Here is a 15,967-nt window from a genome sequence, read left to right as displayed (position 1 = left end):
ATATCGTTACTATTTTTATAAAATCTTCTCCCTACTTTATAATGTGTGAAAAAGAGTTCAATTAGACCTGGCTTTTTGCTATAATGAGGTGAGAAAAACAGACAGGAGAATAAGATGTCAGAACCATTATTTTTACAATCAGTTATGCAAGAAAAAATCTGGGGTGGAACCAAGCTACGTGATGAGTTTGGCTACGATATCCCAAGTGAAAAAATCGGAGAATACTGGGCTATTTCAGCCCACCCAAATGGAGTTTCTAAGGTAGCTAATGGTCGCTACGAGGGAACAGACCTAGCTACCTTGTATGCAGAGCACCGTGAATTATTTGGTAACCGTCCAGAGCCTGTATTTCCACTGTTGACCAAGATTCTGGATGCCAACGATTGGCTCAGTGTCCAAGTTCACCCAGACGATGCATATGGACTAGAACATGAAGGCGAGCTCGGAAAAACAGAGTGCTGGTACATCATCGCAGCAGACGAAGGTTCAGAGATTATCTATGGCCACAATGCCAAATCAAAAGAAGAACTCCGCCAGCAAATCGAGGACAAGAACTGGGATACCTTGCTGACAAAAGTTCCAGTTAAAGCAGGAGATTTCTTCTATGTACCAAGTGGCACTATGCATGCCATTGGTGCGGGTATCTTGATTCTTGAAACCCAGCAGTCTAGCGATACCACCTACCGTGTCTATGACTTTGACCGCAAGGACGACAAGGGCAGCTTGCGTGAACTTCACCTTGAAAAATCCATCGATGTTTTGAACATTGGTGAGCCTGCCAATAGCCGTCCTGTGACTGTCAAAGCTGATGACCTGCGTTCTACACTTCTAGTGTCGAATGATTTCTTCGCCGTTTACAAGTGGGAAATTACTGGAAAAGTTGACTTTGAAAAGACAGCTGACTACAGCCTGTTCAGCGTCTTAGCTGGTCAAGGTCAACTAACTGTTGACGGGGGAAATTATCCAATCCAAAAAGGTAGCCACTTTATCCTACCAAGTGATGTTGAAGCTTGGACCTTGGAAGGGCAAGGTTTGGAACTGATTGTGAGCCATCCATAAAAAAGAAAGGACTTGAGGTTGATTCTCAAGTCTTTTTTTAACTTGGAATTCTCCGAATCTGAGGACAATAGGTCAAAGTCTGACAATGGCTTAGACCGATTATCCTCCCCAAATTTAAAAATAGTTAAACTTTTATAAAAAAACTCTTGACTCTCCCCTAAGGGGAGGGGTTATACTATCCTTGTAAGGAGGAAATAATGTACCATATAAAAGAAGCTGCGCAGCTTTCAGGTGTCTCTGTCAAGACCCTGCACCATTACGATAAGATAGGACTTCTGGTTCCCTTAAAGTCGGAAAACGGCTATCGAACCTATAGTCAAGAGGATTTGGAACGCCTTCAGGTCATTCTGTATTATAAATATCTAGGCTTTTCTTTAGAAAAAATAGCAGAGCTGTTAAAGGAAGAAAGGACAGATTTATTGCCTCATTTGACTAGGCAGTTGGACTATTTGACCCAAGAAAGGCAACATCTGGATACCTTGATTTCCACCTTGCAAAAAACCATTCAAGAACAAAAAGGAGAAAGAAAAATGACGATTGAGGAAAAATTCACTGGATTTAGCTATCAAGACAATCAAAAATACCACCAAGAGGCGGTAGAGAAATATGGACAAGAAGTCATGGGAGAAGCTCTCGAGCGCCAAAAAGGCCGCGAAGATGAGGCTACGACTGCCTTTAACCAAGTTTTTCAAGCTTTGGCTCATAACCTTAAAAATGGGCTAGCTGCAACAGCAGCCGAAAACCAAGAGCAAGCAGCCAAGCTCTTGCAAGCCATTCGAACTTATGGATTTGACTGCTCTATTGAGGTATTCGGTCATATCGGTAAAGGCTACGTCTACAACCCAGAGTTTAAGGAAAACATTGACAAGTTTGGACCTGGAACAGCCCAGTACACATCAGATGTCATATCGGCTTACGTTCAGACAAATGCAGAATAAATAGGCTAGGAATTTTCTAGCCTATTTTTTACTTCAAGTCATAAAGCCAGTCGTCACCGTCTTTGTAGTAAAAGAATTCACTGAGATTCTCTTCTAAAAAAACACGAAGCATATCAGACATATCATCAGTAGCAAGTTTTAGATGAGACAGATTGTCAAAATCCTCCCACCAAACCTTCCCTTCGTATGAAGATTGGAGTTCACCAGTAAAGTGTTCTGTCTTGTAAAAAAGGACGACATAACGATAATCCTTGTCATCGTACCAGTTTTTGATACCACAGAGTTGGGGTTTGGAAATGGTCAGACCAGTTTCTTCTTTCACTTCACGAATGACAGCATCGACAAAGGATTCGCCACGTTCAACATGACCACCAGGAAAAGTAATGCCAGGCCAGTTAGAACTAACTCGGTCTTGGACCAGAACCTTGTCCCCGTTTTGAATCATGCACATGTTGACAAATTCAACTGATTCTCTTCTATTCATTTTTTACAACCTTTGATTTTTAATCATAATGGAGACTTCCTGCCACCCAGCCGGTACAGAGGGCAGAAGTGATGTTAAACCCACCCGTGTGGGCATTGATGTCTAGGACTTCTCCAGCAAAGTGGAGCCCAGGTACTAGCTTACTTTCCAGAGTTTTAGGATTGATTTCCTTGAGGCTGACGCCACCTTTGGTGACAAAGGACTTGGCAAGGGACATTTTGCCAGTAACAGGGATTTTGAGTACTTTGATAGACTGGAGAAGTTGTTCCCGTTCTTTCTCAGTCAGCTGTTTGACTTTTTCAGGATAGCCTTGCACAAGAAATTCTGCCAGGCGTTCTGGAAGCAAAGTTTTTAAAGTATTTTTTAAGGATTTTTCCCGATTTTCTTCTAGAAATGCAGCTAAGTCCTTCTCAGAAAGTTGAGGCAAAACATCCAGTGAAAGAACCTCCCCACCCTTGACAAAGCTAGACATACGCAGGGCAGCAGGACCTGACAAACCAAAGTGGGTAAAGAGCAGATCGTGAGTTATGACATGCTTGCCATAACTTAAGGTCACATCGTCTAGTGAAATCCCCTGAAGCGCCTTATGTGGAAAATCTGTCAACAATGGACTTTCAGCGGCTTCAAGCTCGGTAATCGTATGTTTAAAATGACGGGCAATCTCATGACCAAAACCAGTCGAACCAGTAGAAGGATAGGATTTTCCACCAGTTGTGACAATGAGTTTATCACAAGTGAAGGTCTGGTCCGCGGACTTAAGGACAAACTGGTTGTCTATCTTTTTAACCGAAACAATTTCTGTTTGAGTAGCAACTTGACCACCGAGCTCAGTAATTTTCTTCTCCAAGGCTTCGATAATGGTCCGAGACTTGTCAGTAGCAGGAAAGACACGGCCGTGGTCTTCGACCTTGAGTTTAACACCGTTTTCCGTGAAAAAGTTGATGATATCATGGTTATCAAACTGGGAAAAGACACTGTACAGAAAGCGTCCATTTCCCGGGATGCCAGCCATTAGGTCATCTAAAGTTCCATTGTTGGTCACATTGCAACGTCCCCCGCCTGTTCCAGCTAATTTTTTGCCAAGTTTTCGATTTTTTTCGATAAGAAGAGTTTTCTGACCATAAAAACTACTGGAAATTGTAGCCATCATGCCAGCAGGTCCACCACCGATGACAATAGTATCAAAATGTTTCATAGCTCTATTGTACCACAAAAAACAAGAGATGCTTGGCATCTCTTGTTGCTCATAATCTTAGTTAATTTCATATCCCATCAACAAACCGCCATCTTCTGCATAGAAACTGCAGAGACCAGACGTTGGGAGGATTTTGATATTGGCTTGTGGGAATGTTTCCAGCAAGCGTTCTGACAATTGCTGACAGAATTTTTCATTGCTGCGATGAGCCATGACGATACGACCACCAGCATAGCCAGCCTTGATGAGTTCTTCATAGGCTGCTTGAAGGGACTTTTTAGCACCACGAGCCTTTTGAAGAAGCTCTAGGGTTCCAGTTTCACTTGCTTCCCCAACCATACGGATGTTGAGAAGGCCAACGACCGTACCGATAAGTTTACTCAAACGGCCATTTTTTACCAAGTTATCAACTTTAGCGAGGACAAAGAGCAACTTGGTTTTTTCTTGATAAGCAGTGATACCTTCAACAACTTCTTCATAAGAAAGTCCTTGATCAATCAAATCATTGATTTTCTCGACAATCAAATCAACTTCCCCACCTGCAGATAAACTATCGATAACATGAATCTGAGTGTCAGGGTGTTCTTCAAGGTAGATATTTTTAGCGAGCTGAGCGCTATTATGGCTGCCAGAAAGAGCACCAGTGATGGTAACAACAAAGATATGCTTGGCACCTTCGAATGCACGCAGGTAATCATCAGGGCTAGGACAAGCTGATTTTGAAGCCTCAGAAGTCGCATACATAGTTTCCATCATGTGGTCAATGTCGAGATTGGCATCATCAATAAAGACCTGATCAGCTACTTGAATGGTTAAAGGAACACTGATAAATTCAGTATCGATAGCGGGAGTTACCAATTGACGATAATCACAACCAGAGTCAGCTACAATCTTCCAAGTCATAGAAATTCTCCATCTTTGTCACTTATACATTGACAAAGGTTCTGTCTTTTTTTACAATTATATCATGAAAGCCCTTGAAACAAAAGTACCACCTCTCTGTTGTTACAAGTAGAAAGAAATTGTTATGTCTGAACGTAAAATATCTGAAAAATCTCTTGAAAATCTCAGAAAATCTAATCAAGAATCCAATTTCTTGACCAGAGAAGCGATTGAGACGGCTCTTTTGCAACTTCTGGAGAAAAAAGACTTGGCTAAGATTAGTATCTCAGAGTTGGTTAAGCGGGCGGGTGTCTCACGCGCTGCCTTCTATCGTAACTATGACTCCAAAGAAGAGATTTTGGAAAGCGTCTTTAAACGCAGTGTCCATAACATCATGGAACAGTTGAGCCACTACGATATCAAAACCGACCTTTATCTGGTCTGGGTGCATCTTTTCCGCGCAGCAAAGAAAGAAGCCAAGGTTATCCAACTTGCTCTGGACTACCACTTAGAAAAGATTTTTGTCCAAGCCATGCAGGAATTTCTGGAAAAATACCACGGAAAATCAAAAGGTGTTAGCAGCTACCTTCATTCGTTTTGGAGCTCTGCCATCGTATCGGTTCTGCTCAAATGGATCAAGGATGGCATGAAGGTTCCAGCTGAAAAGATTGCAGATTTACGCTTGCCATTTTTCAAAAAATAGAGGAAAAGGAGAAGACTTATGACAGAAAAAAGACTGGCTTGGGATGAGTATTTTGCAGCCCAGGCCTTACTAATTGCCAATCGTTCGACCTGTAAACGTGCTAAGGTGGGGGCTGTCCTAGTTAAGGACAATAAGGTCATTTCAACAGGTTACAATGGTTCCGTATCAGGAACGGAGCACTGTATTGACCATGATTGCTTGGTGATTGACGGTCACTGTGTACGGACACTGCATGCCGAGGTCAATGCCATCTTACAGGGAGCTGAGCGAGGGGTTCCTAAAGGTTTTACAGCCTATGTGACCCACTTTCCCTGCCTCAACTGTACCAAACAGCTTCTGCAAGTAGGCTGCAAGCGTGTGGTTTACATCAATCAATACCGCATGGATGACTACGCCCAGTACCTTTATCACGAAAAAGGCACTGAGTTGACCCATTTACCATTAGAGACTGTTCAGACAGCTCTTCAAGAGGCAGATTTGATTTAGAAATTAATAAAAATAAATGGTTTAGAAAGCTTTTTAAACCGTTTTTTGATATAATAAGAAGAATAAATTGAAAGAAGGAATTCAGAAAATGGGAAAACTTGAAGTCATTAATCATCCACTCATTCAACACAAATTGTCAATCTTGCGTCGTACAGACACTTCTACAAAAGCTTTTCGTGAGCTAGTAGATGAGATTGCAATGTTGATGGGATATGAAGTACTTCGTGATCTTCCACTTGAAGACGTGGAAATCGAAACACCTATCACAAAGACCGTTCAAAAACAATTGGCTGGTAAAAAATTGGCGATTGTCCCAATCTTGCGTGCAGGTATCGGGATGGTAGATGGGCTCTTGAGCTTGGTTCCAGCAGCAAAAGTTGGTCATATCGGTATGTACCGTGATGAAGAAACCCTTCAACCAGTTGAATACTTGGTGAAATTGCCTGAGGACATTGACCAACGTCAAATCTTTGTCGTCGATCCAATGCTTGCAACAGGTGGATCAGCAATCTTGGCCGTAGACTCGCTTAAAAAACGTGGCGCATCAAATATCAAGTTTGTCTGCCTAGTAGCTGCTCCAGAAGGAGTGAAAGCTCTTCAAGCAGCTCACCCAGATGTCGAAATCTTTACAGCAGCTCTGGACGAACACTTGAATGAACATGGCTATATTGTTCCAGGTCTCGGAGATGCTGGAGACCGCTTGTTCGGTACGAAATAAGACTCAGATAGAGTCTTAAAGTTGAAATTGGAGACTATTTCTAATTTCGCGAGGAGGTTGAATTTTTGGTTCTGTCGATAGTATAGAGCAAAAATTTGACCTTTTTTGACCAAAAAGATATAATAGTTCTGTATTGAGTCGTAAGACTAAGAAAATTCAACATAAAAGGAGAAATGAATGATTCCTGTAGTTATTGAACAAACAAGCCGTGGAGAACGTTCCTATGACATATACTCTCGTCTTCTGAAAGATCGCATCATCATGCTAACAGGTCCGGTTGAAGATAACATGGCTAACTCCGTTATCGCCCAGTTGCTCTTCTTGGATGCCCAAGACAGTACAAAAGATATTTACCTTTATGTCAACACACCTGGAGGCTCTGTTTCAGCTGGTTTGGCAATCGTTGATACCATGAACTTTATCAAGGCAGATGTCCAAACAATCGTTATGGGGATGGCTGCATCCATGGGGACTGTCATTGCATCAAGTGGCGCAAAAGGCAAACGTTTCATGCTTCCAAATGCAGAGTACATGATTCACCAACCAATGGGTGGAACAGGTGGTGGTACCCAACAGACAGATATGGCAATCGCTGCAGAGCACTTGCTTAAAACTCGTAAGACTTTGGAGCAAATCCTTGCGACTAACTCAGGTAAATCAGTTGAGCAAATTCATGCAGATGCAGAACGTGATTACTGGATGAGTGCCCAAGAAACGCTCGAATATGGCTTCATTGATGAAATCATGGCTAACAATTCTTTGAGCTAAGCAACCTAGAAAGCAAACTCGACGGAGTTTGCTTTTTTTGATATAATTAGGAGAAGATTTCTTAGAAAGAGGATTCACCATGTTTGAAAAGGTCAATCGTTCAGGATTAATCATCTATCTTTACTATAATCGAGATGCAAAAAAACTTCAGGAATACGGTGATATCTGTTACCATTCCAAAAAACATCGTTACTTGCAGCTCTATGTTCCAACTGAGGAGCTAGATGACTTAGTTGAGAGATTAGGTAAGGAAAGATATATCAAGAAAATTAGACGGTGTCACATTCAAGAGTTAGAAACTCCTTTTGTTGGCAATCTCTATCGAAATGAAGAAAACGTTATCATTTAAAAAAGTGAATAAAAAGGTTGACAATTTTCTGATAATTCGGTATATTCTTAACATACTATTTTTGAAACAACTATAAGGAGATTAAAAATGAAGAAAAAATTTGCCCTATCTTTTGTGGCTCTTGCTAGCGTAGCTCTTCTCGCTGCCTGTGGAGAGGTCAAGTCAGGAGCGTCAAATACAACTGGTAACCCAGTAGACGAAAAGACTATCAAAATCGGTTTTAACTTTGAAGAAACAGGTGCTGTAGCTGCCTATGGTACTTCTGAACAAAAAGGTGCTCAACTTGCTGTTGATGAAATCAATGCTGCAGGTGGTATCGATGGAAAACAAATCGAAGTTGTGGATAAAGATAACAAATCTGAAACAGCTGAAGCAGCCTCTGTTACAACTAACCTAGTGACCCAATCAAAAGTTGCAGCTATCGTAGGACCTGCGACATCTGGTGCAACTGCTGCAGCTGTAGCCAACGCTACTCAAGCAGGAGTTCCATTGATTTCACCAAGTGCGACTCAAGATGGATTGACCAAAGGTCAAGAATATCTATTTATCGGAACTTTCCAAGATAGCTTCCAAGGGAAGATTATTTCAAATTATGTGACAAATAAATTGAATGCTAAGAAGGTTGTTCTTTATACGGACAATGCAAGTGACTATGCTAAAGGTATTGCCAAATCATTCCGCGAAGCCTACAAGGGTGAGATTGTAGCAGATGAAACGTTTGTAGCAGGTGATACTGACTTCCAAGCAGCCCTTACTAAAATGAAAGGGAAAGAGTTTGACGCTATCGTTGTTCCAGGTTACTACACAGAAGCAGGTAAAATCGTAAACCAAGCGCGTGGTATGGGAATTGATAAACCTATCGTTGGTGGTGACGGCTTTAACGGTGAAGAATTTGTTCAACAAGCAACTGCTGAAAGAGCATCAAACATTTACTTCATCTCAGGATTCTCAACTACAGTTGATGTTTCTGCTAAAGCTAAAGCTTTCCTTGAAGCTTACCGAGCAAAATACAATGAAGAACCTTCAACATTCTCAGCTTTGGCCTATGACTCAGTTTACCTAGTAGCTAATGCTGCAAAAGGTGCTAAAAACTCAGGTGAAATCAAGGACAACCTTGCTAAAACCAAAGACTTTGATGGTGTGACTGGTCAAACGAGCTTTGATGCAGATCACAACACAGTGAAAACTGCTTACATGATGACCATGAATAATGGTAAAGTGGAAGCAGCAGAAGTTGTAAAACCATAACATTAGAATAGTAGTTGAAATAGGGAATGAGCCTTTGACTCACTCCCTGTTTCGGTGTTTATGAACTTGTGAAAATTGAGAAATTTTCTAAAAATAACAATAGAAAAGAGTGAATGCTATGCTCCAACAACTTGTGAATGGTTTAATTCTGGGTAGTGTTTATGCACTTTTGGCCCTGGGTTACACCATGGTTTATGGAATTATCAAACTCATCAACTTCGCCCACGGTGATATTTATATGATGGGAGCCTTTATTGGTTACTTTTTGATTAATTCTTTCCAAATGAATTTCTTTTTAGCTTTGATTATTTCAATGGTAGGAACCGCACTGCTTGGTGTTGTGATTGAATTTCTTGCCTACCGTCCTTTGCGACACTCTACACGTATTGCTGTATTGATTACTGCCATCGGAGTGTCTTTCCTACTGGAGTATGGGATGGTTTATCTAGTAGGTGCCAATACTCGCGCCTTTCCTCAGGTCATTCAAACAGTTCGCTATGATTTAGGACCAATCAGCTTAACAAATGTTCAGTTAATGATTTTAGCAGTTTCCTTACTCCTGATGATCTTATTGCAAGTGATTGTTCAAAAAACAAAAATGGGTAAAGCGATGCGTGCTGTATCAGTTGATAGTGACGCGGCGCAATTGATGGGAATCAACGTAAACCGTACAATCAGTTTCACTTTTGCTTTGGGTTCAGCCCTTGCTGGAGCGGCAGGTGTCCTCATTGCCCTTTACTACAACTCTCTTGAACCTTTGATGGGCGTGACTCCAGGTCTGAAATCATTCGTTGCGGCCGTTCTTGGTGGTATCGGGATTATTCCTGGTGCAGCTCTAGGGGGATTTGTTATTGGTTTGTTGGAAACATTTGCTACTGCCTTCGGTATGTCTGATTTCCGTGATGCTATCGTATATGGAATCTTGCTTTTGATTCTGATTGTTCGACCTGCAGGTATCCTTGGCAAGAATGTGAAAGAGAAGGTGTAAACAATGAAGACAAATCTTAAAGTAAATATTCTCTGGTTATTCCTTCTGTTAGCAGGTTATGGGCTGATCAGTGTACTGGTTTCTGCCGGTGTTCTCAATCTATTCCATGTTCAAATTTTAGAACAAATTGGGATTAATATCATCCTTGCAGTAGGTTTGAACTTAATTGTCGGTTTTTCAGGACAATTCTCACTCGGACATGCAGGTTTTATGGCGATTGGAGCTTATGCAGCAGCGATTATTGGCTCAAAATCACCAACCTATGGTGCCTTCTTTGGAGCAATGGTCTTGGGTGCCTTGATTTCTGGTGCAGTCGCTTTGCTCGTTGGAATTCCAACACTACGTTTAAAGGGTGACTACCTGGCTGTTGCGACACTAGGTGTTTCAGAAATCATTCGTATCTTTATCATTAATGGTGGAAGTTTGACCAACGGTGCTGCTGGTATCTTAGGTATTCCAAACTTTACCAACTGGCAAATGGTTTATCTTTTTGTAATTATCACAACTATTGCAACCCTCAACTTCCTACGTAGTCCAATCGGACGCTCTACTCTATCTGTGCGTGAGGATGAGATTGCTGCAGAGTCCGTTGGGGTAAACACTACAAAGATCAAGATTATCGCTTTTGTCTTTGGAGCTATTACAGCAAGTATTGCTGGTTCACTTCAGGCTGGTTTTATCGGATCTGTTGTTCCAAAAGATTACACCTTTATTAATTCCATCAATGTGTTGATTATCGTTGTATTTGGTGGACTTGGATCGATTACTGGTACCATCGTTTCAGCGATTGTTTTAGGAATTTTAAATATGCTCCTTCAGGATGTAGCAAGCGTACGTATGATCATCTACGCTTTGGCTCTTGTATTGGTCATGATTTTCAGACCAGGTGGACTTCTTGGGACATGGGAATTGAGTCTATCACGTTTCTTTAAAAAATCGAAGAAGGAGGGACAAAACTAATGGCATTACTTGAAGTTAAACAGTTAAACAAACATTTTGGCGGTCTAACAGCTGTTGGAGATGTCACTCTTGAATTGAACGAGGGAGAATTGGTTGGTTTGATTGGACCAAACGGGGCTGGTAAAACAACCCTTTTCAATCTCTTGACCGGTGTTTATGAACCAAGCGAAGGTACTGTGACACTAGATGGTCACCTCCTAAATGGGAAAACTCCCTATAAGATTGCTTCACTTGGACTCAGTCGTACTTTCCAAAATATTCGTTTGTTCAAGGATCTGACAGTTTTAGACAATGTTCTCATCGCTTTTGGAAATCATCATAAACAACATGTCCTCGCGAGCTTTCTACGCTTGCCTGCTTTCTATAAGAATGAGGAAGAATTAAAAAGTAAAGCGTTGGACTTGCTGAAAATCTTTGATTTGGATGGCGATGCAGATACACTTGCTAAAAATCTGGCCTATGGTCAACAACGTCGATTAGAAATCGTTCGTGCTCTAGCAACAGAACCTAAGATCCTCTTTTTGGATGAACCTGCAGCTGGGATGAATCCACAAGAAACAGCTGAATTGACAGAATTGATCCGCCGTATCAAAGATGAATTTAAAATTACCATCATGCTCATAGAACACGACATGAATTTGGTTATGGAAGTCACTGAGCGTATCTATGTTCTTGAATATGGTCGTTTGATTGCTCAGGGAACCCCTGACGAAATTAAGACGAATAAACGTGTTATCGAAGCTTATCTAGGAGGTGAAGCCTAATGTCTATGTTAAAAGTTGAAAACCTCTCTGTGCATTACGGTATGATCCAAGCAGTTCGTGATGTAAGTTTCGAGGTTAATGAAGGTGAAGTTGTTTCCTTGATTGGTGCCAATGGTGCTGGTAAAACAACCATTCTTCGTACCCTTTCAGGTTTGGTTCGTCCAAGCGCTGGTAAAATTCAGTTTTTAGGAAAAGAAATTCAAAAGTTACCTGCGCAAAAAATCGTGGCAGGTGGGCTTTCACAAGTTCCTGAGGGACGTCATGTTTTCCCAGGATTGACTGTTATGGAAAACTTAGAAATGGGAGCTTTTTTAAAGAAAAATCGTGAAGAAAATCAAGCCAACTTGAAAAAAGTCTTTTCACGTTTCCCTCGTCTGGAAGAACGCAAAAACCAAGATGCGGCAACTCTTTCAGGCGGTGAACAGCAGATGCTGGCTATGGGACGCGCTCTCATGTCTACACCTAAGCTCCTCCTCTTGGATGAGCCGTCAATGGGACTTGCCCCTATCTTTATACAAGAAATTTTTGATATCATTCAAGATATTCAGAAGCAAGGAACAACAGTTCTTCTAATTGAACAGAACGCTAACAAGGCCCTCGCTATCTCTGACCGTGGTTATGTCCTTGAAACAGGAAAGATTGTCCTATCAGGAACAGGAAAAGAACTCGCCTCATCAGAAGAAGTCAGAAAAGCATATCTAGGTGGCTAAACTAGTCTGGGAGACTAGTTTAGGTTGCAGATGGAGATTGCGCAAGCAATCATCCAATCCAGTGGATTGTTTTATAGATGAATTTGAAGAGCTCCAAATTTGGGGCTCTTTCTTCGTTTTGTCACTATTTTGATGGACCTGATTTGAGCACCCGTTTTCTTGATATAGAATTTAACTTGACAAAAGCATGTGTTCATCATATAATTAAATAAATAAAAATATTGAACAAAAGAGGCTGAAGATATGCTATCAGAAAAACAATTTAAACTTTTACGTTTTTTATTGACTTACAAAGACGAAAACTTTACGCAGAGACAATTGGCTGAACAGCTAGACATCGCTTTGGGGACGGTGAATAATCTTCTCAAGGAATGTAAAGAAAAGAAGTGGATCAGTGAAGGAAATCACTTAACTGACTTAGGTGAGGAGGCTTTAGCTCCGTATCAGGTGAAGAATGCCATCATTATGGCAGCAGGTATGAGTAGCCGCTTTGCTCCTCTGTCTTATGAGCTACCTAAAGGATTGCTTCAAGTTAAAGGTGAGCGTTTGATTGAGAGAGAAATCAAGCAATTGCAAGAAGCTGGGATAGAGGACATTACAGTTATTGTAGGATATCTGCAAGAAAAAATGTTCTATCTTGCTGAGAAGTTTGGTGTAAAAATCATTGTGAATAATGATTACTACAAGTACAACAACTGTTCTTCTCTCATGCTAGTCAGAGATCAACTTTCTAACACTTATATCTGCTCTTCGGATAATTATTTTGTAGAAAATCCGTTTGAACGATACATTTACAGGGGTTATTATTCGACTATATTTGCAGAAGGGGACACAGACGAATACTGCTCTAAGGAAGATTCCAATCACACGATTATCGATATTCAAATCGGTGGGACGAATACTTGGGCTATGGTGGGGCACGTTTATTTTGATCGTGCATTTAGTGAAAAGTTCGTAGATATTTTAGAAACTGAATTTAAGCATGAACCGTATCGCGAACAGCTATGGGAAGATTATTATAGTCGTCACGTCAAGGAGCTTCCTTTGGAAGCTCGGCATTATTCAGCAGATATTGTTAAGGAGTTTGATTCACTAGATGAGTTGCGTCAGTTTGATGAACACTATTTGGTGAATACTAATTCGGAAATCATTGATAATATCTGTAAGACATTAGGATGTATAGCTTCAGATATTGTCAATATCAAACCTCTAAAAGACGGTTTAACAAATACTTCGTTTTCATTTGACTGCCTAGGAAAGAAATATGTTTACCGTCATCCAGGTAGAGGAACGGAGAATTATATCGATCGTGCTAGTGAAGCGGCTTCCATGGAAATTGCTGCAAAATTGAAGATTGACCGTACTTTTGTTGCCATGAACAAGGATGAGGGCTGGAAAATTTCAGAATTTATCCCTAACGCCAAGCAACTAGATTATGATAATTGGGATGATGTAGCAAAAGCAATGGAGCTCTTGAGACGCTTGCACCAATCTGGAGAAAAAACGGATCATTCTTTTGATCAATTTGAGGGAATTGATGATTTTAGACAAAAATTAAAAGCCAGCAATCGTTTTGAATTTGATGGACTTGAAGAGTTGGATCAGAATGTCTCAGTTCTCGAGAAGCTTTTACAAGAAGATCAAGCGAAAAAGGTTCTCTGTCACGGAGATTCTTATAGCCCAAATTTCTTGTTGAATGAAGCTGGCGAAATGAGCTTGATTGATTGGGAATATTCTGGTATGGGAGATCCAGCGGGAGATTTAGGGACCTTTATTGGATGTTCAAATTATACAGTAGAAGAAGCTGAAAAGGTACTTGAAATCTATCTACAAGAAGTTCCAGACAAGAAAACCAAACGTCACTATTTTGCCTATGTATCAGTGACTTCATATTATTGGTTTTTGTGGGCCTTGTTCCAAGAAAGTGTTGGAAAACCAGTAGGTGAATTTCTTTATATCTGGTATCGTTATACCAAGCAGTATGGAAAACTTGCATTAGATTTATATTTAGAGGAGAATTGAGATGAAACCGACATCAGAAATTGAAGAATTAGTAGCAAATGAAACGAAAAGAAGGCTAGAAGAAATGGAATCTCCAAACTATGTGTTTGCTCAGCCATTTCTAAAAAGTGATTTTATTATAGTCATTGGCTTAGTTCTAATTAACCTTATTCTGATTATCCTAGCCATGACAGGAGGTATTCAATAAAATGTCTAAGATGAATGACTTTATTCAACAGGAGACAATAACGGGAATTGTTCCCATGACCAACAAGGATCGTCAGTATTCTTTCTGGGATCTCTTCCTGTCGACAAGTGGTTTTGCCATTGCAACTTGGTGTTATACCCAAGGAGCTTATGTGGCTCAATATTTGACCTTTAATCAAATGTTGATTAATATTTTTAGTTTTAATATTATTTGGGTCTTTATTGAGTGTCTCCCAATTCTGTTTGCGGTTAAATATGGGATTGATTTGTGGATTTGGTTGAGGGCTGTCCTAGGAAAAAAAGGGGTGGCCTTGCTATCAACCATTATTAGCTTGGCTAACTTTGGCTGGTACGCCGTTGCGGCCAATCTTTTTGCCAATTCTATGATCCATTTGGCAAACAATTTTGGACTTGGTTTAGACAAGGGAGTATGGGCACCGATTTTAGGTACTCTCTGTGTTCTCCTTGGAACGCTGATTGCCCTTGGAGGTCCAGAGGTGATCAAATGGACCAATCGATTCTTGGTAATCGCCCTGTTGATTGTCGGTCTGATTATTGTTGGAATCTGTTTTGTAGCTGTGCCTATCACTGACATTATGAACATTCAACCAGCTACCCAAGGAGATTTGACGCCATTAGAACGCTTCATGCTTTCTGGAGAAGGAAATGTAGCCTTTGCCTTCTCTTGGTCTACACAAGCATTGGTCTTGCCACGTTTGGCAAAATCAGAACGTAGTGGCTATTGGGCTACAGCCTTATCATACGGAGTTGTTGCGCCCTTCTTCGTTGCGACAGGTGGAGTGATGGCTTTGGCCATGTTTGTTAAAACAGGTGTGTATGAAAGTGATCCAACAACCATGCTATCAACTCTAAGCACTCCAGCCTTTGCGCTTTTAAGTTTACTACTAGTAGCCTTTGCCAATATTGGAACCCAAGGTACAGGATCTTATGTGAACTGTATGATTGTAAAAAGTGGGATGCCCAAAGTGAGCTATAAACTAATGGTTTGGATTGCCATGGTATACGTGAGCCTACTTACAATCTGGGGAGGAGTGGAAGAGTACTTCGGTTCCTTCATCTCACTAGCCGCTTATATTCAGGGACCAATTATTGGTATGATCGTTGTCGACTACTTTATCTTGAGAAAACGAAAACTCGATTTGCGTTCAGCCTATTTCCTTGAGGGACATAAAGCTTATGAGTTTACAAATGGCTTTAATCTGGTAGGATTATCTTGTGTAATCATTTCCTTGTTAGTTGCGGTACTATTTGTTTATAACCCTGTAACTGCACAAATTCAAAGTTCAATCTTTTTAGTCACAACGGGTAGTGGCTTTACTGCGATTTTTGGTGGGTTATTGTACTGGCTAGCTAGCTTAACTCCTTTAAAACGCTATATGATCAAGGATCGAGATTCCGTTACGATTTAAGGATAAATGAAAACCTTAATCTATGTGTATTTATCTCCCCTTTCTTAAAAGTTTATTTTACATAAGTAATTGATATG

The 15,967-nt window shown here is 40.7% G+C and carries 18 protein-coding genes; 15 read left to right on the top strand and 3 right to left on the bottom strand.

All coding sequences use genetic code 11. From position 1 onward, the window contains the following. The first annotated feature begins 114 nt into the window (after positions 1-114). Entirely contained in the window at positions 115-1,059 is a 945-nt protein-coding gene (gene manA / locus GOM47_RS07000; protein WP_235080319.1) for a mannose-6-phosphate isomerase, class I, read from the top strand. Between the two features lie 197 nt (positions 1,060-1,256). Continuing rightward, the gene (locus GOM47_RS06995; protein ID WP_235080318.1) at positions 1,257-1,997 is read left to right on the top strand and encodes a MerR family transcriptional regulator; all 741 of its coding nucleotides are present in this window, start codon (positions 1,257-1,259) and stop codon (positions 1,995-1,997) included. Positions 1,998-2,025: 28 nt separating this feature from the next. Here the strand turns inward: GOM47_RS06995 and GOM47_RS06990 are convergent, their stop codons facing one another. The 3 genes from GOM47_RS06990 to GOM47_RS06980 are packed head-to-tail and all read right to left on the bottom strand — an operon-like array spanning position 2,026 to position 4,579. Then, positions 2,026-2,481: an 8-oxo-dGTP diphosphatase gene (locus tag GOM47_RS06990; protein WP_235080317.1), complete on the bottom strand. Its 456-nt coding sequence runs from the start codon at positions 2,479-2,481 to the stop codon at positions 2,026-2,028. Positions 2,482-2,500: 19 nt separating this feature from the next. Beyond that, positions 2,501-3,676, bottom strand: coding sequence for an NAD(P)/FAD-dependent oxidoreductase (locus GOM47_RS06985; protein ID WP_235080316.1), 1,176 nt, complete (start codon positions 3,674-3,676; stop codon positions 2,501-2,503). Between the two features lie 57 nt (positions 3,677-3,733). Beyond that, complete coding sequence (locus tag GOM47_RS06980; RefSeq protein ID WP_235080315.1) at positions 3,734-4,579, bottom strand: DegV family protein; 846 nt, start codon at positions 4,577-4,579, stop codon at positions 3,734-3,736. 124 nt (positions 4,580-4,703) lie between these two features. Here GOM47_RS06980 and GOM47_RS06975 point away from each other — a divergent pair, with 124 nt between their 5' ends. From GOM47_RS06975 to GOM47_RS06915, 13 genes are all read left to right on the top strand, one after another. Beyond that, positions 4,704-5,261 (top strand): TetR/AcrR family transcriptional regulator, encoded by a 558-nt coding sequence (locus tag GOM47_RS06975; RefSeq protein WP_235080314.1) that lies wholly within the window; start codon positions 4,704-4,706, stop codon positions 5,259-5,261. A gap of 18 nt (positions 5,262-5,279) precedes the next feature. After that, on the top strand, positions 5,280-5,747 hold the full coding sequence (locus GOM47_RS06970) for a deoxycytidylate deaminase (protein ID WP_235080313.1): 468 nt from the start codon (positions 5,280-5,282) through the stop codon (positions 5,745-5,747). Between the two features lie 88 nt (positions 5,748-5,835). Next, the gene (gene upp, locus GOM47_RS06965; protein WP_084926127.1) at positions 5,836-6,465 is read left to right on the top strand and encodes a uracil phosphoribosyltransferase; all 630 of its coding nucleotides are present in this window, start codon (positions 5,836-5,838) and stop codon (positions 6,463-6,465) included. A gap of 177 nt (positions 6,466-6,642) precedes the next feature. After that, positions 6,643-7,233, top strand: coding sequence for an ATP-dependent Clp protease proteolytic subunit ClpP (gene clpP / locus GOM47_RS06960; protein WP_000613470.1), 591 nt, complete (start codon positions 6,643-6,645; stop codon positions 7,231-7,233). Positions 7,234-7,312: 79 nt separating this feature from the next. Beyond that, positions 7,313-7,582, top strand: a complete 270-nt coding sequence (locus GOM47_RS06955) for a YlbG family protein (protein ID WP_061597844.1) — start codon at positions 7,313-7,315, stop codon at positions 7,580-7,582. An 87-nt stretch (positions 7,583-7,669) separates the two neighbouring features. Beyond that, the gene (locus GOM47_RS06950) at positions 7,670-8,830 is read left to right on the top strand and encodes an ABC transporter substrate-binding protein (RefSeq protein ID WP_235080312.1); all 1,161 of its coding nucleotides are present in this window, start codon (positions 7,670-7,672) and stop codon (positions 8,828-8,830) included. Between the two features lie 118 nt (positions 8,831-8,948). Continuing rightward, on the top strand, positions 8,949-9,818 hold the full coding sequence (locus tag GOM47_RS06945; RefSeq protein ID WP_235080311.1) for a branched-chain amino acid ABC transporter permease: 870 nt from the start codon (positions 8,949-8,951) through the stop codon (positions 9,816-9,818). A 3-nt stretch (positions 9,819-9,821) separates the two neighbouring features. Continuing rightward, positions 9,822-10,778 carry a branched-chain amino acid ABC transporter permease gene (locus GOM47_RS06940; protein ID WP_000856261.1) on the top strand — a complete coding sequence of 319 codons (957 nt, stop codon included), beginning with the start codon at positions 9,822-9,824 and terminating at the stop codon, positions 10,776-10,778. Further along, entirely contained in the window at positions 10,778-11,542 is a 765-nt protein-coding gene (locus GOM47_RS06935) for an ABC transporter ATP-binding protein (protein ID WP_235080310.1), read from the top strand. Before GOM47_RS06940 ends, GOM47_RS06935 begins: the two co-directional genes overlap by 1 nt. Then, positions 11,542-12,252 carry an ABC transporter ATP-binding protein gene (locus tag GOM47_RS06930; protein WP_000062209.1) on the top strand — a complete coding sequence of 237 codons (711 nt, stop codon included), beginning with the start codon at positions 11,542-11,544 and terminating at the stop codon, positions 12,250-12,252. The genes GOM47_RS06935 and GOM47_RS06930 overlap by 1 nt, the downstream gene beginning before the upstream one ends. Before the next feature lie 243 nt (positions 12,253-12,495). Then, entirely contained in the window at positions 12,496-14,274 is a 1,779-nt protein-coding gene (locus GOM47_RS06925) for a phosphotransferase (protein ID WP_235080309.1), read from the top strand. Between the two features lies 1 nt (position 14,275). After that, a complete protein-coding gene (locus GOM47_RS06920; protein WP_000805405.1) occupies positions 14,276-14,461 on the top strand; it encodes a hypothetical protein in 186 nt (61 codons plus the stop codon). 1 nt (position 14,462) lies between these two features. Then, positions 14,463-15,890 carry a cytosine permease gene (locus GOM47_RS06915; protein WP_235080308.1) on the top strand — a complete coding sequence of 476 codons (1,428 nt, stop codon included), beginning with the start codon at positions 14,463-14,465 and terminating at the stop codon, positions 15,888-15,890. Positions 15,891-15,967 lie beyond the last annotated feature (77 nt).

Origin of the sequence: Streptococcus oralis (assembly GCF_021497945.1) — a bacterium.
Taxonomy (GTDB): domain Bacteria; phylum Bacillota; class Bacilli; order Lactobacillales; family Streptococcaceae; genus Streptococcus; species Streptococcus oralis_BR.
The sequence above is the reverse complement of the archived record's forward strand: the minus strand, read 5'-3'. Positions and strand labels throughout refer to the sequence as shown.

Coding starts and splice junctions, on each gene's coding strand:
- manA (WP_235080319.1), top strand. CDS start 115: ATGTCAGAACCATTATTTTTACAATCAGTTATGCAAGAAAAAATCTGG.
- GOM47_RS06995 (WP_235080318.1), top strand. CDS start 1,257: ATGTACCATATAAAAGAAGCTGCGCAGCTTTCAGGTGTCTCTGTCAAG.
- GOM47_RS06990 (WP_235080317.1), bottom strand. CDS start 2,481: ATGAATAGAAGAGAATCAGTTGAATTTGTCAACATGTGCATGATTCAA.
- GOM47_RS06985 (WP_235080316.1), bottom strand. CDS start 3,676: ATGAAACATTTTGATACTATTGTCATCGGTGGTGGACCTGCTGGCATG.
- GOM47_RS06980 (WP_235080315.1), bottom strand. CDS start 4,579: ATGACTTGGAAGATTGTAGCTGACTCTGGTTGTGATTATCGTCAATTG.
- GOM47_RS06975 (WP_235080314.1), top strand. CDS start 4,704: ATGTCTGAACGTAAAATATCTGAAAAATCTCTTGAAAATCTCAGAAAA.
- GOM47_RS06970 (WP_235080313.1), top strand. CDS start 5,280: ATGACAGAAAAAAGACTGGCTTGGGATGAGTATTTTGCAGCCCAGGCC.
- upp (WP_084926127.1), top strand. CDS start 5,836: ATGGGAAAACTTGAAGTCATTAATCATCCACTCATTCAACACAAATTG.
- clpP (WP_000613470.1), top strand. CDS start 6,643: ATGATTCCTGTAGTTATTGAACAAACAAGCCGTGGAGAACGTTCCTAT.
- GOM47_RS06955 (WP_061597844.1), top strand. CDS start 7,313: ATGTTTGAAAAGGTCAATCGTTCAGGATTAATCATCTATCTTTACTAT.
- GOM47_RS06950 (WP_235080312.1), top strand. CDS start 7,670: ATGAAGAAAAAATTTGCCCTATCTTTTGTGGCTCTTGCTAGCGTAGCT.
- GOM47_RS06945 (WP_235080311.1), top strand. CDS start 8,949: ATGCTCCAACAACTTGTGAATGGTTTAATTCTGGGTAGTGTTTATGCA.
- GOM47_RS06940 (WP_000856261.1), top strand. CDS start 9,822: ATGAAGACAAATCTTAAAGTAAATATTCTCTGGTTATTCCTTCTGTTA.
- GOM47_RS06935 (WP_235080310.1), top strand. CDS start 10,778: ATGGCATTACTTGAAGTTAAACAGTTAAACAAACATTTTGGCGGTCTA.
- GOM47_RS06930 (WP_000062209.1), top strand. CDS start 11,542: ATGTCTATGTTAAAAGTTGAAAACCTCTCTGTGCATTACGGTATGATC.
- GOM47_RS06925 (WP_235080309.1), top strand. CDS start 12,496: ATGCTATCAGAAAAACAATTTAAACTTTTACGTTTTTTATTGACTTAC.
- GOM47_RS06920 (WP_000805405.1), top strand. CDS start 14,276: ATGAAACCGACATCAGAAATTGAAGAATTAGTAGCAAATGAAACGAAA.
- GOM47_RS06915 (WP_235080308.1), top strand. CDS start 14,463: ATGTCTAAGATGAATGACTTTATTCAACAGGAGACAATAACGGGAATT.